The organism is Pseudoduganella flava (assembly GCF_007830495.1).
Classification (GTDB): Bacteria; Pseudomonadota; Gammaproteobacteria; order Burkholderiales; family Burkholderiaceae_D; genus Rugamonas; species Rugamonas flava.
The window spans coordinates 197,611-216,804 of the sequence record NZ_VLKW01000003.1; the positions used below are offsets into that span (position 1 = coordinate 197,611).

General features: G+C 65.8%; 22 protein-coding genes. 7 read left to right on the top strand and 15 right to left on the bottom strand.

All coding sequences use genetic code 11. The features are described 5' to 3' along the window. The first annotated feature begins 21 nt into the window (after positions 1–21). From IP92_RS09050 to IP92_RS09060, 3 genes are all read left to right on the top strand, one after another. Positions 22–189 carry an oxidoreductase-like domain-containing protein gene (locus IP92_RS09050; protein WP_145874230.1) on the top strand — a complete coding sequence of 56 codons (168 nt, stop codon included), beginning with the start codon at positions 22–24 and terminating at the stop codon, positions 187–189. 24 nt (positions 190–213) lie between these two features. After that, positions 214–543, top strand: coding sequence for a hypothetical protein (locus tag IP92_RS09055; protein ID WP_145874231.1), 330 nt, complete (start codon positions 214–216; stop codon positions 541–543). 197 nt (positions 544–740) lie between these two features. Further along, positions 741–1,394 (top strand): PEP-CTERM sorting domain-containing protein, encoded by a 654-nt coding sequence (locus tag IP92_RS09060; protein WP_145874232.1) that lies wholly within the window; start codon positions 741–743, stop codon positions 1,392–1,394. A 107-nt stretch (positions 1,395–1,501) separates the two neighbouring features. On the opposite strand, the gene IP92_RS09065 is transcribed toward IP92_RS09060, so the two are convergent. Next, positions 1,502–2,470, bottom strand: coding sequence for an IS1595 family transposase (locus IP92_RS09065; RefSeq protein WP_229418702.1), 969 nt, complete (start codon positions 2,468–2,470; stop codon positions 1,502–1,504). Positions 2,471–2,662: 192 nt separating this feature from the next. Here IP92_RS09065 and IP92_RS09070 point away from each other — a divergent pair, with 192 nt between their 5' ends. From IP92_RS09070 to IP92_RS09080, 3 genes are read left to right on the top strand one after another with little or no spacing between them, the layout of a single operon-like run. Beyond that, the gene (locus IP92_RS09070) at positions 2,663–3,190 is read left to right on the top strand and encodes a (2Fe-2S)-binding protein (RefSeq protein WP_145874233.1); all 528 of its coding nucleotides are present in this window, start codon (positions 2,663–2,665) and stop codon (positions 3,188–3,190) included. Next, positions 3,187–4,239, top strand: coding sequence for an FAD binding domain-containing protein (locus IP92_RS09075; protein WP_145874234.1), 1,053 nt, complete (start codon positions 3,187–3,189; stop codon positions 4,237–4,239). Before IP92_RS09070 ends, IP92_RS09075 begins: the two co-directional genes overlap by 4 nt. Continuing rightward, the gene (locus IP92_RS09080; RefSeq protein ID WP_145874235.1) at positions 4,236–6,524 is read left to right on the top strand and encodes a xanthine dehydrogenase family protein molybdopterin-binding subunit; all 2,289 of its coding nucleotides are present in this window, start codon (positions 4,236–4,238) and stop codon (positions 6,522–6,524) included. The genes IP92_RS09075 and IP92_RS09080 overlap by 4 nt, the downstream gene beginning before the upstream one ends. Before the next feature lie 202 nt (positions 6,525–6,726). On the opposite strand, the gene lpxO is transcribed toward IP92_RS09080, so the two are convergent. Then, positions 6,727–7,626, bottom strand: coding sequence for a lipid A hydroxylase LpxO (gene lpxO, locus IP92_RS09085; RefSeq protein WP_145874236.1), 900 nt, complete (start codon positions 7,624–7,626; stop codon positions 6,727–6,729). Between the two features lie 181 nt (positions 7,627–7,807). On the opposite strand from lpxO, the gene IP92_RS09090 reads away from it, so the two are divergent. Further along, on the top strand, positions 7,808–8,737 hold the full coding sequence (locus IP92_RS09090) for a PLP-dependent cysteine synthase family protein (protein WP_229418703.1): 930 nt from the start codon (positions 7,808–7,810) through the stop codon (positions 8,735–8,737). A 46-nt stretch (positions 8,738–8,783) separates the two neighbouring features. Here IP92_RS09090 and IP92_RS09095 read toward each other — a convergent pair whose 3' ends face one another. From IP92_RS09095 to IP92_RS09155, 13 genes are all read right to left on the bottom strand, one after another. Next, the gene (locus IP92_RS09095; protein ID WP_503826280.1) at positions 8,784–9,137 is read right to left on the bottom strand and encodes an immunity protein CdiI family protein; all 354 of its coding nucleotides are present in this window, start codon (positions 9,135–9,137) and stop codon (positions 8,784–8,786) included. Beyond that, positions 9,134–9,448, bottom strand: a complete 315-nt coding sequence (locus tag IP92_RS09100) for a hypothetical protein (protein ID WP_145874238.1) — start codon at positions 9,446–9,448, stop codon at positions 9,134–9,136. Before IP92_RS09100 ends, IP92_RS09095 begins: the two co-directional genes overlap by 4 nt. 273 nt (positions 9,449–9,721) lie before the next feature. After that, entirely contained in the window at positions 9,722–10,642 is a 921-nt protein-coding gene (locus tag IP92_RS09110) for a cytochrome c oxidase assembly protein (protein ID WP_229418704.1), read from the bottom strand. A 47-nt stretch (positions 10,643–10,689) separates the two neighbouring features. Continuing rightward, positions 10,690–11,022: a hypothetical protein gene (locus IP92_RS09115; RefSeq protein ID WP_145874240.1), complete on the bottom strand. Its 333-nt coding sequence runs from the start codon at positions 11,020–11,022 to the stop codon at positions 10,690–10,692. A 1-nt stretch (position 11,023) separates the two neighbouring features. Beyond that, on the bottom strand, positions 11,024–11,656 hold the full coding sequence (locus tag IP92_RS09120; protein WP_145874241.1) for a cytochrome c oxidase subunit 3: 633 nt from the start codon (positions 11,654–11,656) through the stop codon (positions 11,024–11,026). Continuing rightward, positions 11,653–13,557: a cytochrome c oxidase subunit I gene (ctaD, locus tag IP92_RS09125; RefSeq protein ID WP_145874242.1), complete on the bottom strand. Its 1,905-nt coding sequence runs from the start codon at positions 13,555–13,557 to the stop codon at positions 11,653–11,655. Before ctaD ends, IP92_RS09120 begins: the two co-directional genes overlap by 4 nt. Continuing rightward, on the bottom strand, positions 13,554–14,543 hold the full coding sequence (gene coxB / locus IP92_RS09130) for a cytochrome c oxidase subunit II (protein ID WP_229418705.1): 990 nt from the start codon (positions 14,541–14,543) through the stop codon (positions 13,554–13,556). Before coxB ends, ctaD begins: the two co-directional genes overlap by 4 nt. Then, entirely contained in the window at positions 14,543–15,100 is a 558-nt protein-coding gene (locus IP92_RS09135; RefSeq protein ID WP_145874243.1) for a c-type cytochrome, read from the bottom strand. Before IP92_RS09135 ends, coxB begins: the two co-directional genes overlap by 1 nt. Beyond that, complete coding sequence (locus IP92_RS09140; protein ID WP_145874244.1) at positions 15,097–15,873, bottom strand: substrate-binding domain-containing protein; 777 nt, start codon at positions 15,871–15,873, stop codon at positions 15,097–15,099. The genes IP92_RS09135 and IP92_RS09140 overlap by 4 nt, the downstream gene beginning before the upstream one ends. After that, positions 15,854–17,596 (bottom strand): methanol/ethanol family PQQ-dependent dehydrogenase, encoded by a 1,743-nt coding sequence (locus IP92_RS09145; RefSeq protein WP_145874245.1) that lies wholly within the window; start codon positions 17,594–17,596, stop codon positions 15,854–15,856. Before IP92_RS09145 ends, IP92_RS09140 begins: the two co-directional genes overlap by 20 nt. A gap of 118 nt (positions 17,597–17,714) precedes the next feature. Beyond that, positions 17,715–18,260 carry a hypothetical protein gene (locus tag IP92_RS09150; RefSeq protein WP_145874246.1) on the bottom strand — a complete coding sequence of 182 codons (546 nt, stop codon included), beginning with the start codon at positions 18,258–18,260 and terminating at the stop codon, positions 17,715–17,717. Beyond that, the gene (locus tag IP92_RS30840; RefSeq protein ID WP_503826281.1) at positions 18,232–18,573 is read right to left on the bottom strand and encodes an immunity protein CdiI family protein; all 342 of its coding nucleotides are present in this window, start codon (positions 18,571–18,573) and stop codon (positions 18,232–18,234) included. The genes IP92_RS09150 and IP92_RS30840 overlap by 29 nt, the downstream gene beginning before the upstream one ends. 198 nt (positions 18,574–18,771) lie before the next feature. After that, positions 18,772–19,188, bottom strand: coding sequence for a hypothetical protein (locus IP92_RS09155; RefSeq protein ID WP_145874247.1), 417 nt, complete (start codon positions 19,186–19,188; stop codon positions 18,772–18,774). Positions 19,189–19,194 lie beyond the last annotated feature (6 nt).

The window sequence follows — 19,194 nt, forward strand, 5'->3', positions numbered from 1 at the left end:
GGCGAGCCCCGTCGCAGCCGCATGCCCGATCCCGATCCGCGCCCCGTTCCCCCGCTCCCGCCGGAGCCGGACGACTGCTGCCACAGCGGCTGCGCAGTCTGCGTGTTCGACCTGTACAACGATGCCCTCGAACGTTACGAGGAGCAGCTGGCGGCGTGGCTGGCGCGCCACCCCGACGCCCGCGGCTGACAGCGTTCGTGTAAGCTAGTCCGCATGCAACGCCGACTCTTTTGCGCCGCCCTGGCGACGCTTGTCCTTGCCCCTGCCCTGGCCCAGCAGGCACTGGGCACTCGGCCGTTCCCCGCGAACGCGAAGCGGGGGCGCATGACGCCCGGCTACTTCCCCGAGATCGTCATCGACGGCAAGGTGCGCCGGCTGGCGCCCGCCGCCCGCATCGTCAACGCCGACAACATGGCCGAGGTGCCGGCCGCGCTGCGCGGCACCAACATCATCGTCAACTACACGGAAAACGCCGATGGCGACATCGACCGCGTGTGGATCCTGACGGCCGCGGAAGCGCGCTTGGCGGCACCGGCACGCTGATCCGACGACGTTAACCGCCTGGCAAACTTGCCGTAACTTCATGTTGCGCAGGACTCACGTTTCCGTTAAGCAATTGACATTTCAATGTTGCAATCGCACATGGTATTGATTAAGATCACTACCAGGCCCAACAACTGCCGCCGACAATCTGCCTGCCCGCGCTCCCGGCGAGGTAATGAATCAGGATCAAACAAGTGATGAATAAATCCGTAGCCACCCAAGTCGCGCTGCTGTGCGCAGCCCTCGTCATCGGTAGTGGCGCCCAGGCAGCCCGTGGTCCGTCGATCGGCAATGCGACCGTCGACGACGTTACGCTCAACAAGGACAATGCGGACGCCCTGGCGTTCTCGCAGGTCAATCCCGCCCAGTTCGGCGGCAATGCCAGCGGCTTCGCCAGCGTGTTCAGCAAGACGGGCACCGGCAGCTGGAGCGTGCTGGAAACCGTGACGAGCACGGGCACGCTGACCGATACGTCGGCACTGTTCAATTTCACGTTCACGAAGGACAGCACCGGCAAGGCCGGCACGTGGACGATCACCAACGTCAGCAAGGACAAGGATGCGACGCTGGACCTGTCGCTGGCGATCCACGCCAGCAACGCCAGCACGGCCTTCCTGTTCGACAACCAATCGGTTGCCGCCGGCAAGACGCTGAACGGCACCTGGGACATCGAATGGCTGAACAACGGCGGCAACGTGCCGTCGTTCTCGAACCTGGTGCTGTTCGGCCGCGACCTGACCACCACGGCCGCGCAGCCGACGCTGGTCCCGGAACCAGCCACGCTGCCGATGCTGGGCGCCGGCCTCGTGCTGCTGGGTGCCGTCGCGCGGCGCCGCAAGAATAACAACTAATAACAAGCCTCGTCGAAAACTAGGGCCCGCGGCGCAAGCTGCGGGTTTTTTTTCGCGCTGTTCGCGTTAGCTGAGCTTTCACCCCGGAACGGAACTTATCGCAGACATTACGGTCGCTCTTGCTGCCGCGGCGCAACGGCCGCCCGCAGCCAATGCTCGGGGATCGTCAGTGCCGCCGCGTCGAGGATCATTTGCCAGCCGGCGTAATTGGCCAGGTAGCGGCTCGCGACACCGCAAAACCCGTGCAGCCACGTCTTGAACCGGCTGTGCCAGCCGTTGACACCGTTGACGTGAATGGCGCCGCGCGCGTGCTCGCCGGCGCGCACGTGGATTGCTCGATGGCTGATCCCGGCCAGCTTCGCAAATCGCGGATAAGCGGCTGCGCCGTCACTGACCAGCAAGGCATCTCGCGCCAGCACCGGTTTCAGATAGTGCAGCAGGCGTTCGGCATCCGGCTCGCCCTGGCCGGCATGAAAAGCGTGCGTGGTTTTGCCGCGATCGCGCGCGACGAGCACGCACTCATGCTGCTGACTGATGCCGCGGCACGTGGCAGTGCCACCGCGCTTGCGCGCCGGCCTGTCGAGGTGGCGCGAGCCCTTCTGCGATTCGAGGACATACGTTTCGTCGGCCTCGACGATGCCCTTCAATGTTGGCGGCTCCTCGCACCGCACGGCGGCGACGAACCGGTGGCGCCAGCGGAAGCTGGTCGACTTCGCGACCGCGACGCGTTCGGCGGCTGCGCGCACAGTGCGCGACTCGATCAAGCACTGAAAATAAGTGAGCCATTTGTCGCGATGCCGCAGGCGCGCCAGCGGTGTGCCGGTCAACGCATTGAAGCTGTGGCGGCAGGCGATGCAGCGGTACCGCTGCAAGCCATTGGCGTGCCCGCTGCGGTGGCAACGCGCATTGCCGCAATGCGGACAGGCACATCGCCCTTTCGCTTGTTCAATCAGGGCCAGGCAGCGCCCGGGCGCCTCCAGCGCGGCCAGCCAATCACGCAGGCAAGCGATCTCGTCAGCCGACAGTGGCAGCTGCGCCAGCGCACGGAACAGGTGCTGAAAGCCGATCGTGCCCATCCTTGCCTCCGATTATCGATGAGTTACCTCAACAGAAGTTAAGACCGCGTTGACGCCTGGAAGTTCCCCTACCTTACGCGGACAGCGCGTTTTTTTCTGGTTCTTCGCACTGTGTGTGGAAACGCACGGCAGGGCCCGGCATGTGCGCGCTAACGTGGGGTTTTACCGAACTCACATCGAAAGGGCCATGCCATGCAAGTTCCCGCGCGCTGTCCGCTGACGCTGACCGTCAACGGGCAACAGCACACAATGGAAGTGGAAGCCTGGGTCACGCTGCTCGACCTGCTGCGCGAACGCCTGGGCCTGACCGGCACGAAAAAGGGCTGCGACCACGGCCAATGCGGCGCCTGCACCGTGCTTGTCGACGGCCGCCGCATCAATTCCTGCCTGACGCTCGCCGTGATGAACGACGGCCGCGACGTGACGACGATCGAAGGCCTGGCCGACGGCGACGCGCTGCACCCGCTGCAGCAGGCCTTCATCGAGCACGACGCCTTCCAGTGCGGCTACTGCACGCCCGGGCAGATCTGTTCCGGCGTGGGCCTGATCAACGAAGGCCGCGCGAACTGCCTGGCCGAAGTGCGCGAGCTGATGAGCGGGAACATCTGCCGCTGCGGCGCCTATCCGCAGATCCTGCGCGCCGTCGCCCAGGTCGCCGGCGTGCCGGCCGACACGGAGAACGCCGAGCACGCGGTCATCTCGGGGACGGTGCCGGCATGAACCCGTTCGCCTACGACCGCCCCGCCAGCGTGGACGCCGCGCTGCAAGCCATCGCCGCCAACGCGGCGCACCAGGGTACCGCCAACCAGCACGAGATCCGCTGCGTGGCCGGCGGCACCAACCTGCTCGACCTGATGAAGGAAGGCGTGACGATCGCGCCGCACCTCGTCGACATCAACCGCCTGCCGCTCGACGCGATCGAGGAGACGCCCGATGGCGGCCTGCTGCTGGGCGCCCTCGCCCGCAATGCCGACACGGCCTACCACCCGCTGGTGGAGGAGCGCTACCCGCTGCTGTCGGCCGCGATCCTGGCCGGCGCGTCGCCGCAGCTGCGCAATATGGCCAGCAACGGCGGCAACCTGCTGCAACGCACCCGCTGCTGGTACTTCTACGACGTGGCCACGCCCTGCAACAAACGCACGCCGGGCAGCGGCTGCGCGGCCAACGGCGGCATCACGCGCCAGCACGCGATCCTGGGCACCAGCGAGCATTGCATCGCCACGCATCCATCCGACATGTGCGTCGCGCTTGCCGCGCTGGACGCCGTCGTGCACGTGCAGTCCGTGCGCGGCAAGCGGGAGATCCCGTTCCATGAATTCCACCGCCTGCCGGGCGACCGGCCGGACGTCGACACCACCCTGGCGCCCGATGAACTGATCACCGGCATCGCCCTGCCGCCGGCGCAGGGCTTCGTGCGGCACTCGGCCTACCTGAAGCTGCGCGAGCGGCTGTCGTATGCGTTCGCGCTGGTCTCCGTCGCCGCCGCGCTCGATATCGGCGCGGACGGCCGCATCGCCGCCGCCCGCATCGCGCTGGGCGGCGTGGCGCACAAGCCATGGCGCCTGCCGGAAGCGGAGCAACTGCTCGTCGGCGCGCAGCCCGGCGACGCGGCCTTCGCCCCCGTCGCGGATGCGCTGCTGCACGGCGCAGTCGGCCGCGGCGCGAACGACTTCAAGATTCCGCTCGCGCACAATGCGATCATGCGCGCGCTGCACGTCGCCACGCGCGGCACCGTGACGAACCAGGGCATCAAGGAGACAGCACGATGACGGAACTGATCGAAGCATTGAACCCGCCGGTGGCCGACCGCGGCACCGGCAGCGTACGCACCGGCACGCCGGTATCGCGGGTGGACGGCCGCGCCAAGGTGACGGGCCAGGCAAAATATGCGGCGGAGCTGCCGGCGCCGGACCTGGCGTACGGCGTCGTCGTCAGCTCCCCCGCCGCGAAGGGCCGCATCGTGGCGATCGACACGCAGGCCGCGCTCGCGGTGCCGGGCGTCGTCGAAGTGCTGACGCACCTGAACCGGCCGAAGATCCGTTCGTTCGACATCGCCTACAAGGACATGACGGCGCCGGCCGGTTCGCCGTTCCGCCCGCTGTACGACGACCGCGTGATGTACAGCGGCCAGCCGCTCGCGCTGGTGGTGGCGGAAACGTTCGAGGCGGCGCGCTACGCCGCATCGCTGGTGCGCTTCGAGATCGACACGGAACCGCACGGCACCAAGCTCTCCGCCAACCTGGAGCGGGCCTACAAGCCGAAGCCGCTGAAGGCCGGCTACGAGCCGCCGCCGGACGAGAAAGGCAACACGGATGCCGCCTATGCGCAGGCGCCGGTGAAGATCGACGCGGAGTTCTACAGCGGCGTCGAGCACCACAACCCGATGGAGCTGTTCGCATCCACCGTGATCCGCGACCCAAGCGGCCACCTGACGATCTACGACAAGACCCAGAGCTCGCAGAACAGCCGCTGGTACGTGTCGCACGTGTTTGGCCTGTCGAAGAACAAGGTCACCGTGCGCAACCCGTACGTGGGCGGCGCGTTCGGTTCCGGCCTGCGGCCGCAGTACCAGCTGACGCTGGCGGTGATGGCCGCGCTGCACCTGAAGCGCTCCGTGCGCGTGGTGCTGACGCGCCAGCAGATGTTCTCGTTCGGCCACCGCCCCGAGACCGTGCAGCGCGTGAAGCTGGCCGCCGACAACGACGGCACGCTGCGCGCGATCTGGCACCAGGCGATCGCCGAGACATCGCCGATCGAGGACTACGTGGAAGTCGTCGTCAACTGGTCGGGCATGCTGTATCAGTGCGATAACATCAAGCTCGATTACAAGCTCGTCAAGCTGGATCACTACACGCCGATCGACATGCGCGCGCCCGGCGCGGCGCACGGCGTGCATGCGCTGGAAGTGGCGATGGACGAACTGGCGTGGGAACTGAAGATGGACCCGCTGGCGCTGCGGCTGAAGAACTACGCGGAACGTTCACCCGTCGAGGACAAGCCCTACTCCAGCAAGGAGCTGCGCGCCTGCTACGAGCTGGCCGCGAAAAAATTTGGCTGGGACCAGCGGCCGCTGAATCCCCGCTCGATGCGCGAGGGCACCGAGTTGATCGGCTGGGGCATGGCCACCGGCGTGTGGGATGCGATGCAGATGTTCGCCCGCGCCAGCGCGGTGCTGCACGCGGACGGCAAGCTGGTGGTGTCCAGCGCGGCGACCGACATCGGCACCGGCACCTACACCGTGATGGCGATGATCGCCGCCGAAGCGCTCGGCCTGCCGCTGGAAGACGTGACGTTCCAGCTGGGCGACTCGACGTTGCCGGTGGCGCCGATCGAGGGGGGCTCGTCGCACGTGACGACCGTGGGCTCGGCCGTGGCCGGCGTCTGCGAGAAGCTGCAGAAGACGCTGTTCAAGCACGCCAAGGCGCTGTCGCACTCACCGTTCGCGAACACCCGCTTCAAGGACGTGGAATTCACCGGCGGCGCGCTGCGGCTGAAACGCGACCCGCAGGTGGCGCTGCCGCTGGCCGCCATCATGAACGACAGCGGCGTGGTGCGCCTCGAAGAGAAGTACCTGATGCTGCCGAACATGCTCAAGCAGCGCAAGTTCCGGCGCCTGGTACACTCGGCGGTCTTCGTCGAGGTGCGCGTGGACGAGCAGACGGGCGTGGTGCGCGTGACGCGGGTAACGAGCGCCGTGGCGGCGGGCCGCATCATGAACCTGAAGACGGCGACGAGCCAGGTGGTGGGCGGCATCGTGTGGGGCATCAGCCAGGCGCTGCATGAAGAGACCTATGCCGACCACCGGCTGGGCCGCTTCATGAACCACAACTACGCGGAATACCACGTGCCGGTGAATGCCGACATCCATGCGGTGGACGTGATCTTCGCGGAAGAGGACGACCGCATCGTCAGCCGGCTGGGCGCGAAAGGCGTGGGCGAAATCGGCATCGTCGGCGTGGCCGCCGCGGTCAGCAACGCGATCTGGCACGCGACGGGCAAGCGGCTGCGCAGCACGCCGATGACGCCGGATAAGGTGTTAGGCGGCGGGCCTTGACGGCTGCGTGCCGGAGGTGCCATTAAACCCAACGGCAGAGGCAGGGGTCAGACCCGCCGGGGCGTAGCAGGGGCTTCAGGGAGCACCGCTCCCTGCCTGCGAAGCGGTGTTGGCCTGGAGGCCAACACTCCTTCCTGACCCCAGGGTTTGCTTTTGGGTTGGAATTATGCCGACGGTCCAGCCAAGCGGTAAGGCCGATCAATCAAATGTAATAAATCAGTGCCGCGAGGCCAACAATCAGTGCCACCTTGGTGATCTTGTACACGGTCTTGTTCCAAGCCTTGAAGCGGCGGCGGTAGATGCCGGCGTAGTACGACACGCGGAACAGCTTCGACACGAGGCCCACCTGGTCGCCCGTCTCGTTCGGCGAGGCGGCAGCCGTCATCATCGTGCGGCCCAGGAAGCGGTTGACCGCCTGTGCCCAACGGAAGCGCATCGGCCGCTCGACGTCGCAGAACAGGATGATGCGGTCGCTCTCGCTGCCGTTGATCGCCCAGTGGATGTAGGTCTCGTCGAACATCACGCCTTCGCCGTCGCGCCAGCTGTGACGCACGCCATCGACGTCGATGAAGCAGCGGTCGTCGTTCGGCGTGGCCAGGCCCAGGTGGTAGCGCAGCGAGCCGGCGAACGGATCGCGGTGCGGGTTCAGCTTGCCGCCCGGCGGCAGCTCGGCGAACATCGCCGCCTTCACCGACGGAATGCCCTGCAGCAGCGCATACGTCTTCGGGCACAGCTCGGCCGCGGACGGGTGGCTGGCGTTGTACCACTTCAGGTAAAAGCGCTTCCAGCCGGCCTTGAAGAACGAGTTGAAGCCGGCATCGTCATTCTTTTCCGACGCCTTGATCTTCTGCAGCCGAATGAGATTTTCAGCTTCAGCCCGGATCACCTGCCAGTTTTCCTGCAGCGGCGCGAGCTCCTTGAAGTCGGCCACCGGCAGATACGGCGTCGACGGCACCCGCGAGAAGAAGTGCATGAAGATGTTGATCGGCGCCATGAACGACGAATGGTCGAACAGTTGCCTGCCGATCGGCAGGCGGACCTTGCCGCGGAAATGGATGTGCAAAACCGACAAGATATAAAAACCGACCAGGGCCCATTTCATTGCGCATTACCTCAGGTATTTCGAAACGGGCCATTTTAACGCAGCTTTTCTCCTCAAGCTCCGGCCGGGAAAGCCGTTATGCTGTTTTCATCCAAGCTTATGCGTCAGGCGTACAATCGTACGCTGCAATAAAGGCAAGCATGGTAGGCTTTCTAGGAAGAAAACTTTCATAGGAGTAGCAATGTCGGCCTCTCAACATCTGTCCCAGGTGCGCGGTTCCGTGATGGAAGCCATCGGCAACACGCCGATCGTTCAATTACAGCGCCTGTTCAGGGGGCACGACGTCGTGGCCAAGCTCGAGTTCATGAACCCGGGAGGCAGCATCAAGGACCGCATGGTGCGCTACATGCTGCGGCACCGCCCGGATGGCGTCGAGCACGTCGTCGAGAGTTCCTCCGGCAACACCGGCGCCTCGCTGGCGATGGCCGCGGCCGTGCATGGCCTGCGCTGCGACGTGACCTTGCCCGACCGCACCAGCGTCGAGAAGATCAAGCGCATCGAGGCGTACGGCGCCGAAGTGCACATGTGCGTGGCCGACGTGCCGGAAGCGCACGAGCGCAGCTACTACAGCATGGCCGAGCGCATCGCCGCCGAGCACGGCGCCTTCCAACTGGACCAATACCGCTCCGAGCTGAACCGCCAGGCCCACTACACGGACACGGCGCCGGAAATGTGGTTCCAGCTGGACGGCCGCATCGATTACTTCGTCTGTGGCGTCGGCTCCGGCGGCACGATCTCCGGCATCGGCCGCTACCTGAAAGACCGCGACCCGCGCATCACGGTGATCGGCATCGAGCCGCTGCACTCGGCCTACCGGGAAGCCGTCACGGGCCAGAAGGAAGACGGCGACTACGGCACGGTGATCGAAGGCGTCGGCAAACGCAAGCCATCCGGCGCCTTCGACGCCAGCGTCGTCGACGACGTGATCCAGGTACAGGATGAATTGGCGCTGCAATACTGCAAGCGCCTGGCCCGCGAGGAAGGTATCCTGGCCGGCGGGTCGTCCGGCTGCGTCACGGCCGGCATCGCGCAGTTGTTGCCGAAGCTGTCGGGCCGTGTCGTCACGATCTTCCCGGATTCGGGTGTGAATTATCTGTCCAAGTATTTTTGAGCGACGGGGCCGGCCTAGCGTAACGCCGTTGGTTTAGCAACCGCGCTCAGAAGCGCCCGGTCACGACGAAGGACGACCCAAGTTCGTCCCGCAGCCGCTCGAGCATCCGCTGCCCTTGCTGTACAAACGTATCTTTCTCTCCTTCCGCCCAGCACGAGGCGGCCGGATCGTTCATATCGAGCCCACGGTCGTACCAGTCCGACCAAGCCATCAGGTCAGCGGCCAAAGCCGCGGTGATCGCCAGCGTACGAGGATCGATGTCGCCGAATTCTCCGGTGCGCTCGCTGTCGTCATGCCAGAGAGAGAAGCAGAAGTAGTCCGCCATCAGGCGAATTCTCTTTGGCTCGATTCGGTTTGTTTGCAAAACAGTGTTTGGATCTGGGGGCTTCCGGGCAATCACAGGCCTTGCTCACGGAAATGATCAGACATCTTCCTGACGTAGTCGCTCAGAAATTCCGCAGTGCCGGAGAGACCAGGAAAGCACCTTAGCTCACCATGCTTACTCACGACGAACGTAAGGTCAGCAATAAGAGGCCCCGCAACTTGCTTCAACACCTCCGGGGTCAGGAAGAACATCCAGCAGCGGGAGGCTTCGAGGTAATCCTCCCTCAAACAGTTCTGGTCTATCGGATAGTCTTTAACAAAGGATTTTAGATCCTCCAGAACCAGCTGTTTAGCTTCACCCACATCTATTAACCGTTTTTCCGGCACGTCACCATCTCCACGAAATTCCTGTGCGTCGGGCCGCAGCGGGAGCGCCTTCGCATCTACGTGTCGAAAGCAGAGAAGAACCGGCGCAGCAATAGTGCGGGCGTCTCGCCTGAGAGAAGCGCATCTGGTGACCGCCTAGAGGAACCCAGCCTAGGTAATCCTCTCATTGTACGCATGTGCGTCTCCCGGGAGAAGGCATCGCGGCCGGCGGGTCGTCCGGGTGTGTCACGGCCGGCATCGCGCAACTGCTGCCGAAGCTGTCCGGCCGTGTCGTCACGATCTTCCCGGATTCGGGTGTGAACTACCTGTCCAAGTATTTTTGACGGGCCCCAGCCAGCGCAGGCACAGCACCAATCCGGCGATCACGTAGGCCAGGCCGCCGGGCACCCACATGATCAGGCCGCCCAGCTGCTGGTCTTCCAGCGGCGTCAGGCCGAACGCCAGCGGCGCGTCGCCATAGGCCGGGTACCACACATTGTCCGACATCGCGAACAGCGCGCCCAGTGCTCCCGTATGCATCATCGTCGTGAACAGGTAGACCAGCGCGGGGCCCAGGCGCGGCCCGCGCGCGCCCAGCACCGCCCACCAGAACAGCAGCGCGGGGAACAGGAAGCTGGCGTGCTGCCATGCGTGCACGGTGTCGCTGCGCAGCGCCAGCTGGAACAGCGGCGGCGCGTGCCATACCCACAGCCCGGCGAAATGGATCAGCCATGCCGGCAGCGGCGCCGTGATCGTGCGCCACACGGCCTGCCACGGCCGCCAGTGGACGGCCCGGCCCAGCGCGCCGCGCACGCGCCCCGGCAATGCCCACATCCACGGCCCGAACGGCTGCCCTAGCACCAGCAGCGGCGCGGCGACGATCATCAGCAACTCGTGCTGCACCATGTGTGCGGCGAACATCATGCCGCCGGCCGGATCGAGCGGCGACGCCAGCGCGGCCGCCATCGCCAGCCACCCTGCCGCGAACCAGCCGGCGCGGCCCAGCATCGCCCGTCGCCCCAGCACCTGGCGCGGCCACAGGCGCGCGGTGCCGGCCCCGTACAGCAGCAGCGACAGCGCAAGGCAGGCCACCACCCATGGCTCGGCGCCCCAGCCCAGCCGCGGCGTAGCCTCGGCGCTGGCCACGTGCGCCGAGGCGGCCGCAGGCAGCAGCGCCGCCACCAGTACGCAACGTTGCCTGAAAAATGGGGACACCTCCCCTTTTCCAGGCAACTTATTGACCGGCGCCGTCATCCTCGCAGTCATCCAAAACATGGCGACAGCACCCACATTGGCAGCCATTGCGCCAGCACGACGAGGCATGACAGCGCACCGGACAACCATGCGACGAGCGCCGTGAAGCGCTGCCTTGCCGCCGCGTCGTCCGCGCCGGAATAGGCGTGGCCGCGCCGCCAGTTCGCCACCGCCGGCAGCGTCAGCAGCACGCACAGCAGCAGCGTGCCGGCCGCCGCCGCGTGCAGCATGATGACTGTCTGCCGCGTGCACGCCGGCGTGACGAGCGCATAGACGAGCGACAGGTGCCCCAGCGCCAGCGAAGGCGCCACGAGCAGCGCGGGCCAGTTCGGCAGCTTCATCTCAGATCCTCGCGCCGAAGTAGACGGTGGCATAGATCGGCAGCCAGCTGGCGACGACGAAGTACCAGTACACGGCGTTCTCGCTGACGTCGGCGAAGCGCTTGCCGTCCACCGGCCCCGTCACCATCAGCACGGCCAGCACGGCCGAGTCCCACGTGTCAGTCAACAGGTGCAGCGTGTGCAGCCCCATCAGCATCCACACGATCGAGCCGTAGGCGTCGCTGTCCCAGCGCGTGTGCAGCGCCGTGAACTCGAACGCACGCACGGCCAGGAACGCCAGCGCGAACCCCAGGCATGCGAACAGGCTGACGCGCACGCGTGACAGGTCGAGCTTTTCGGCGGCGCGCCGCGCGATCTCGTTGGGGATCATGCTGAGCAACAGGATGAACGTGTTCACCGTGCCCCACAGCAGGTCCGGCGGCTCGCCCCGCTCCGTCATCGGCCACACGTGGGCATGGCTGCGCAGGTAGAAATACGTCATGATCGCCAGCGCGAACACGGTCGACTCGATCGCGATCAGCCCCATCGTGCCCCACCACATCGGGCTGCGGTGGCCGAACGCGAACGTGGGCAGGTGCGCCACGTCGAGCGTGCGCGGGCCGTCCTTGCGCGCGTCTTCGGGGCCGTGACTCATGGCCGCACCTCGCGCTCGCGCCGCGTGCGGCTCTCCGCCACGCGCGGCCAGAACCAGATCGTCGCGGCGATCGCCACGGGCACGGCCGCCCACACGACGGCCCACGGCGTGAAGATCGAGCCGACGAACAGCACCGTCGTCGCGAGCGCCGTCAGGAACGGCCACGGCGTCGGGCCGGGCGTCAGCATGCAGTGATCCGGTTCGGCCGCCGTGACGCTCGTCAGCAGCACTTCGCGCAAGCCGGGATCGATGCCGGTGACGCTCTCCGGTTGCCCTTCCCCGGCCGGCTGCCACAGCGGATAGCGGCCGTGCACGACGGGCAGCGTCTCGAAGTTTCCGGCCGGGGGCGGCGAGGCGGTCCCCCACTCCAGCGTGCCGGCGCCCCATGGGTCGGGCCCTGCCACCGCGCCGTGGCGGCGGCTGCGCCATGCGTTCACGATGAACAGCAGCACGCTCGTGGCGATCGTCAGCGCGCCCAGCGTCGCGGCGAAATTCATGCCGCTCCAACCCATGCCGGCCGGGTAGATCCAGATACGCCGCGGCATGCCTTCGAGGCCCAGCAGGTGCATCGGGAAGAACGTCACATTGAAGCCGATGAAGAACAGCCAGAACTGCCACTTGCCCAGCGTCTCGCTCATCATCCGCCCCGTGAACTTCGGGTACCAGTAGTAGAACGCGCCGAACAGCGGGAACACGGCGCCGCCCAGCAGCACGTAATGCAGGTGGGCGACGACGAAGTAGGTGTCGTGCAGCTGCGTGTCGAGCGACACGGAAGCGAGCATCAGGCCCGTCAGGCCGCCCAGCAGCAGGATCACGAAGAACGCCAGCACGAACAGCAGCGGCGTCTTCACGTTCAGCCGGCCGGTCCACAACGTGGCGATCCAGCAGAAGATCTGCACCGCCGTCGGGATGGCGATCATCAGGCTGGCAGCCGTGAAGAACGCCTTGCCCAGCTCCGGCAGGTTGGTGGCGAACATGTGGTGCACCCACAACCCGAAGGACAGGAACGCGGTGGCGATCAACGCCAGCACCATCGCCGGGTAGCCGGCGACGGGCCGGCGTGCGAACGTGGCCACGATCGACGAGATGAAACCCAGCGGCGGGATGAAGATCAGGTACACCTCGGGGTGGCCGAAGAACCAGAACAGGTGCTGCCACAGCAGCGCGTCGCCGCCCTCGCCCGGGTTGTAGAAATGCGTGCCGACGAGGCGATCGGTGATCAGCGCCGTACTGGCCAGCATCACCGCCGGCATCGCGAACAGCACCATGAACGACGTGGCCAGCATCGTCCACGCGAACAGGGGCATGCGGTTCAGCGTCATGCCCGGCGCGCGCATCTTGAAGATCGTCGTGATGATGACGATCGCCTCCATCAGTGCCGACGTTTCCGTGAACGTGACCATCTGCGCCCAGAAGTCCACCCGCTTGCCGGGCGAGTAGTCGGGCCCGGCAAGCGGCACGTAGGCGAACCAGCCCGCATCCGGCCCGACGTCGACGAAGAACGCCGCATACAGCATCAACCCGCCGAACAGGAAGATCCAGTACGCATAGGCGTTCATGCGCGGGAACGCGATGCTGCGGTTGCCCAGCATCAGCGGTAGCAGCCAGATGGCGACCGCCTGCATGACCGGCACGGCGAACAGGAACATCATCGTCGTGCCGTGCATCGTGAACAGCTGGTTGTACAGGTCCGGCCCAATCAGCCGGTTGTCAGGCCGCGCCAGCTGCAGCCGCATCAGCAGCGCGAGGATGCCGCCGGCCACGAAGAAGCCGAACGTCGTGACGATGAAACGCCCGGCGACCGCCTTGTGGTTGACGGCGCACAGCCAGCCCCACAGGCCGGGCGGATCGCGCCACGCCTGTTCCAGCAGCACCGCGTCGCGGGGGCGCTCTTCGCTCATTTCAGGCTCTCCAGGTAATCGAGCAGCGCATGCATCTGCGGCCCCGGCAGCGGGTGTGCCGGCATGTTGGCGCCCGGCTTGAACCGCTGCGGGTCGACGATCCACGCCTGCAGGTTGGCGCGGTCGTTCGGCAGCATGCCCGCCGCCAGCGTCGGGCGGCTGGCCAGGTGCGTCAGGTCCGGCCCCAGCGTGCCGCGCGCCGCCGTGCCGGTGACCGTGTGGCACATCACGCACGTGGTGCCCATGAAGATGTCGCGCCCGCGCTTGCGGCTGTCGGAGTCCGGCGCCGGCGCCAACTGGCGCTGCCCCTGCACCCAGCGCTCGTATTGCGCGGGCGGCTCGGCCGTGACGGGCAGCGCCATCAGCGCGTGCTCCAGGCCGCAGAACTCGGCGCACTGCGCGCGGTACACGCCCTGCTTGTCGGCACGCAGCGCAATCGTCGTGCTGCGGCCGGGGATCATGTCGCGCTTGCCGTGCAGCGCCGGCACCCACAGCGTGTGGATCACGTCCCGGCTTTTCAGCGCCACGATCGCCGGCCTTCCCACAGGCAGGTGCAGCTCGTTCGCCGTCGTGAAGCGCTTGGCCGGGTCCTCGTCCAGGTAGCACACCTCCCACCACCACTGATGCCCGATCAGTTCGATGTTGACGGCTTCCTTCAGCGGCAGGCGGGCCAGCGCGCGCGCCGTCCATACGTCGGCGACCAGCAGCATCACGAGGCCGACGGTGGCGATCACCGTAGCCCACAGCACCGTGCGGTGCACACGCTTCTCCGGATGGGCCAGCGGCGCCAGGTCCGGCGCGCTCTCGGGCGTGCCGCGCGGTGCCCGCCACAACGCATACAGGAACGCGAGCACGATCGCCGCGAACACGATCGTGCACAGCGCCAGCGTGAAGTTCCACAGGCCGAAGATCGTGTCGGCCTGCACGCCGGCCGGCTGCAGCGCGTCCTGCAGCACGGCTTGCCCGGCGGCGGTTTGGGTGCTCATCAGCGCTTCTCCGGCGGCAGCGGCACATCAGGCTTCGGCAGGCCGCCCTTGCGGCGGCTTTCCGGCTCCGACGCCTGCAGCGTGTCACTCCGCGACGGCGCCACGTCGCCGGGCAGCAGGCCGCTCATCGAACGCACATACGCCGTCAGCTGCCAGATCTGCTCGGCCGGCACGTGGCTGCCATAGGCCGGCATGCCGCGCGGCCGGCCATGCGCGATCGTCGCGAAGACGCTGGCGGCATCCGATCCGTAACGCCATTTGTCGTCCATCAGCGCCGGGCCGATGTCGCCGCCGCCCTGCGCGTGGCAGCCATTGCAGTTGTAGGCACGGTACAGCCGCTTGCCTTGCGCGACCGCGTACGCGAAATCCTCGTAGCGGTTTTGCGTCGACGGCAAGGTGGCTTGGACGGGCGGCACGGCACCCGGCGGCCCCACGTCGCGATGCCCTGGCAGCGCCCCGCCCGGCAACAGCGACGCTTGCGCCGGCGGAGCCAGCGGCCGCGTCTCCCGATCGCACGCGACCAGTGCCAGCGCCAGCCACACCACCGCGGCCCTCATGGTCGCCCTCCGGCCTGCGGCACGCCATACTCGGCAAGGATCGCATCGATCTCGTCGCGATGCCGATCGAGCGCGCCATCGAGTTCGTCGCGCAACGCCGCGTCGCCCTTGCGCACGCCCATTGCGATCGCGAACGCGAACGGCACGGGCACCCCTTCCGGCGCGGCCAGCGGCGCCACGGTCAGCGGCACGGCGGCGTGCCGGGCGAAATAGCCGCCCTGCGGGCCCCAGACCAGTACCGCGTCCAGCCGGCCGGCGGCCAGTTCGTCGACCATGCGCTGCGCCGCCGGGCCTTTGCCGTACAGCGGGAAGCCGGCCACGTTGCCGGTCGCGCCGGCGCGCGCGAGCGCATGCCCGGGCGGCGTCGCAGCCAGATCGTTGCCGACCAGCTGGACGCCGATGCGCCGCGTGCGCAGCCAGTCGCCGGCGAACGCGAACGGCTCCGTACCCGCACGCGTTACCGCGACATAGGTCGAGCGGTAATACGGCTGCGTCGTCAGCACTCGCTCGAAGCCCGCCGGCACGCCGATGAACAGGTCGCACTCGCCCGCACCCAGCGTCTTGCGCACGAAGCCGCGCGTCTGCGGCAGCCAGAAGTACGACACCTCGGCATGCAGGTCGCGCGCCACCAGCTGGGCAATGCGGTTCTCGAAGCCGCTGCCGTCGCGGTGCGAATATGGCAGGTTGTCCGGATCGGCGCACACGCGTAGCTCGCGCGCCTGCGCGCAGCAGGCAACCGTCAGCAGCACCAGACTAAGGCAGCGCGAAGACATACAGCATGCCTCCCTTGCCCGTGTAGTGCGGCAGGTCCTTCATCACGTTGACGAAGCCCTTGGCCGCGGTGCCGTCGCGCGGATCGAGGTCGCCGGAGACGATCGCGCCGGCCCAGCCGCCGACGCCGGCCAGCACGGCCACGTACTGCTTGCCGTCCGGGCCCAGGTAGGAGACGGGCTGGCCGATGATGCCGGAGCTGACCTTGAACTGCCACAGCGGCTTGCCGTCGCGCGCATCGACGGCCTTGAACCAGCCGTCCATCGTGCCGTAGAAGACCACGTCGCCGGCGGTGGCGAGCGCGCCGCTCCAGACGGGAAAGCGTTCCTGGATCGACCAGCGCGCCTTGCGCGCCACAGGGTCCCACGCGGTGAAGGCCCCGCGCGTACGGCCCGGTGCCGCGTACATCTTGTTGTCCACGCCGACATACGGCGTGCCGGCGATGTAGGCCACGTCATAGGTCTCGGTGTCCTGGCACAGGTTCTGGTGCGGAATGTACAGGAGCTTCGTGCGCGGCGACCATGCCGAAGGCTGCCAGTCCTTCGCCCCGGGCGACACGGGACACAAGTTGCGGATCACCTCCCCGACGCGCGGCGCCTTCGCCGGGTTGTAACGCAGCTTGCCGGTGGCGAGGTCGACGCCCAGGCTCGTCGTGACGTCGACGAACGCATCGGCCGACAGCACCTGCCCCGTCATCCGGTCCAGCACGTACACATAGCCGTTACGGTCGGGATGCACGAGCACCTTGCGTGGCTTGCCGCCGATGGCAAGGTCGACCAGCACGTTCTCGTTGACGCCATCGTAATCGTGCAGGTCGTGCGGGCTCCATTGATAGAACCAGCGAGCCTCGCCCGTATCGGGTTTGCGGGCAAAGATCCCGGCCGTCCACTTGTTGTCGCCGGGCCGCTGCTCCGGGTTCCATGGGCCGGGATTCGCGGTGCCGTAATAGATCAGGTCCGCCTCGGGATCGTACGAAATCCAGCCCCACACATTGCCGCCGCCGATCTTCCAGGCGTCCGGCGGCCACGTGGAGACGCCGAGATCGCGGCCGCGGTCCTGCTCATAGAACGGCTGGAAGCCGGAGCCGATCAGCACGTCCTTGTCCGGCCCCGTGCTCCACGCGCGCCACACCTCCTTGCCGGTGCCGGCATCGAGCGCGACGAGCCAGCCGCGCACGCCCAGTTCGCCGCCGCTGTTGCCGATCAGGACCTTGCCCTTGACGACGAGCGGCGCCATCGTCACGGTCTCGCCCTTCGCGATGTCGGCCAGCTTCGTGCGCCACAACTGCGTGCCCTTGTTCGCATCGACGGCGATGGCCTGCCCGTCCAGCGTGACCATGAAGATGCGGCCGTTGTCGTAGGCGACGCCGCGCGTGACAAGGTCGCAGCAGGCGACGCCTTCCGCCCCCACGCCGGGCTGCGGGTCGAAGACCCATTTCTTGCGGCCGTTGTTGGCGACATCCAGCGCGTACAGGTAGTTCGGATAAGGCGACAGCACGTACATCGTGGCGCCGACCACGAGCGGCGCGGCCTCCTGGCCGCGATGCACGCCGACGTCGAACGTGAACGCCGGCTTCAGCGACTTGACGTTGGCCGGCGTGATCTGCGCGAGCGCCGCGAAGCGGGTATTGGCGTAGTCGCCGGGCGCCATCGTCCACTCGCCGGTCGCGGCGGCGCACGGCAGCAGGCAGGACACCCAGGCGATGGTGGCGAATGCGCGGAACATGTTTTCGTTCTTGTCACACCGATACCGATGACTTGTACCGGAATTTTTCGCGGTGCGACGCACGCGTGTATGGGAGCTGCTTTTTGTGCAGGACAAGGCCTGCGGGCGAGACGACCGCCTACCGGAAATCGGGCCGCTTGCACTCGAGCGAGCGGGCGTCCACCGGCGCCGGGGCGTCCGGATCGGTGATGTCCTGGATCGATTGCGAGCACAGATGGCCTGCGAACTTGAACTGCACGAGGTACTTGTGTTCGGGCTGCGGCTGGAATTGCTGGGTGAACGGGCCGCATTGGCCGGCAGTGGTGACTTGCGGCGTCGGGCTGTGCCAGTTCGACTGCCCCAGCACCTGAACGGGGCCGTCCGCGTTCATCTGCACTTCGACCTGGGGATAGAACTTGAGCGCCGCATGGGTCTTCTCGACCATCCGCGCCACGAACGGCAACAGCTTTTGTTTCAGCAGCTCGGCATCATAGACGCCGGCCGCGCGCGTCAGACCGTCGCACGGCTGCGTGCTCGTGCTCGTGTGGAAGACCACATCCTTGGCGTCGCCGGTGGATTTGAAGAGCAGGGTTGCGGTGCCGGGCTGCGGTTCCTGGGCTGTCGCGGGGAGTAGCACGAGGGTGACCAGCAGAATACTACTGAATAATTGCTTCTCTACTTCCATACCGATACCTGACTGAAGCGCCCGAACCTAGCTCGGAAACAATTAACTTCGCCAACTCCATTCCTCTCTGAAAGAACCTCTCTTCGTCCTCAGGCACTTTAAAACCCGAGTCAATCGGCGAATCCATATTGAGTGTACTGTCAAATATCTCTGCCCAAGCCCATAAGGTTGCGCATAATCCGTCGCTAAGACCCAAGGTCTCCGGTGTTATCTCTGGATTATTATTAGGGTCATTGTAATCATCATCCCACAACGGAGAACAGAAATAGTCCGGACTAAGTCTTAACACTTTCGTTTGCCTTGCTCTCTGCACGTTTCACAACCTGAACAATGTACCCACGATAGCTCGCATTGTAAATGCGCCTCCCCATTCTTGCCTTGACAGCCCCGGTACTCGCCCAACCGTGCCAAGAGAAATCATCACACTGAATCAGGCAGTTGACAGAAGATAGACTTATATCTGTACCGTGGATCGAAGTTTCGCAGGGCGCGGTCTTCCGCGCATCATATCTCAAGCGCCATCATTGGACAGTACTGCGTTCAAATCATCTAAAACCATGTTATCGATCTTACCCGCTCCCTGCCTAAGAATAACCAAAACCGCTTGAAGATCGGTTGTCATCTTCATTTTACGCCCCCCCAGCGCTTGCGCGCGTATCGCGTCTATAACGGCCATGAGCTGATTGCGTGAGGAAGTCTCGATCAATTTCTCCAAAACCAAAAATACAATGGAACACTCTACCTCCCCTAAAGTCTCAGCACAACGGCACTTCCACTCTTCCTGCTTGTTAGGTAGACTCTCCAACAACCTTTCCCAGTCTTTATCACAAAATTCGTCTAACATATCGGCTGCCTGAATAACACCGATATCATACCAATAATCAATATTCCACTCATTACTCAGGTAACGATCATATTCATCGAACATACTTAA

What these genes read in the sequence shown, in the direction of transcription:
- IP92_RS09055 (WP_145874231.1), top strand. Translation starts at nt 214, where the DNA reads ATGCAACGCCGACTCTTTTGCGCCGCCCTGGCGACGCTTGTCCTTGCC.
- coxB (WP_229418705.1), bottom strand. Translation starts at nt 14,543, where the DNA reads ATGAGCACCCAAACCGCCGCCGGGCAAGCCGTGCTGCAGGACGCGCTG.
- IP92_RS09090 (WP_229418703.1), top strand. Translation starts at nt 7,808, where the DNA reads ATGTCGGCCTCTCAACATCTGTCCCAGGTGCGCGGTTCCGTGATGGAA.
- IP92_RS09075 (WP_145874234.1), top strand. Translation starts at nt 3,187, where the DNA reads ATGAACCCGTTCGCCTACGACCGCCCCGCCAGCGTGGACGCCGCGCTG.
- IP92_RS09155 (WP_145874247.1), bottom strand. Translation starts at nt 19,188, where the DNA reads ATGTTCGATGAATATGATCGTTACCTGAGTAATGAGTGGAATATTGAT.
- IP92_RS09060 (WP_145874232.1), top strand. Translation starts at nt 741, where the DNA reads ATGAATAAATCCGTAGCCACCCAAGTCGCGCTGCTGTGCGCAGCCCTC.
- IP92_RS09120 (WP_145874241.1), bottom strand. Translation starts at nt 11,656, where the DNA reads ATGAGTCACGGCCCCGAAGACGCGCGCAAGGACGGCCCGCGCACGCTC.
- IP92_RS09150 (WP_145874246.1), bottom strand. Translation starts at nt 18,260, where the DNA reads ATGGAAGTAGAGAAGCAATTATTCAGTAGTATTCTGCTGGTCACCCTC.
- IP92_RS09140 (WP_145874244.1), bottom strand. Translation starts at nt 15,873, where the DNA reads ATGTCTTCGCGCTGCCTTAGTCTGGTGCTGCTGACGGTTGCCTGCTGC.
- IP92_RS09070 (WP_145874233.1), top strand. Translation starts at nt 2,663, where the DNA reads ATGCAAGTTCCCGCGCGCTGTCCGCTGACGCTGACCGTCAACGGGCAA.
- IP92_RS09115 (WP_145874240.1), bottom strand. Translation starts at nt 11,022, where the DNA reads ATGAAGCTGCCGAACTGGCCCGCGCTGCTCGTGGCGCCTTCGCTGGCG.
- IP92_RS09080 (WP_145874235.1), top strand. Translation starts at nt 4,236, where the DNA reads ATGACGGAACTGATCGAAGCATTGAACCCGCCGGTGGCCGACCGCGGC.
- lpxO (WP_145874236.1), bottom strand. Translation starts at nt 7,626, where the DNA reads ATGAAATGGGCCCTGGTCGGTTTTTATATCTTGTCGGTTTTGCACATC.
- IP92_RS09135 (WP_145874243.1), bottom strand. Translation starts at nt 15,100, where the DNA reads ATGAGGGCCGCGGTGGTGTGGCTGGCGCTGGCACTGGTCGCGTGCGAT.
- ctaD (WP_145874242.1), bottom strand. Translation starts at nt 13,557, where the DNA reads ATGAGCGAAGAGCGCCCCCGCGACGCGGTGCTGCTGGAACAGGCGTGG.
- IP92_RS09145 (WP_145874245.1), bottom strand. Translation starts at nt 17,596, where the DNA reads ATGTTCCGCGCATTCGCCACCATCGCCTGGGTGTCCTGCCTGCTGCCG.
- IP92_RS09050 (WP_145874230.1), top strand. Translation starts at nt 22, where the DNA reads ATGCCCGATCCCGATCCGCGCCCCGTTCCCCCGCTCCCGCCGGAGCCG.
- IP92_RS09065 (WP_229418702.1), bottom strand. Translation starts at nt 2,470, where the DNA reads ATGGGCACGATCGGCTTTCAGCACCTGTTCCGTGCGCTGGCGCAGCTG.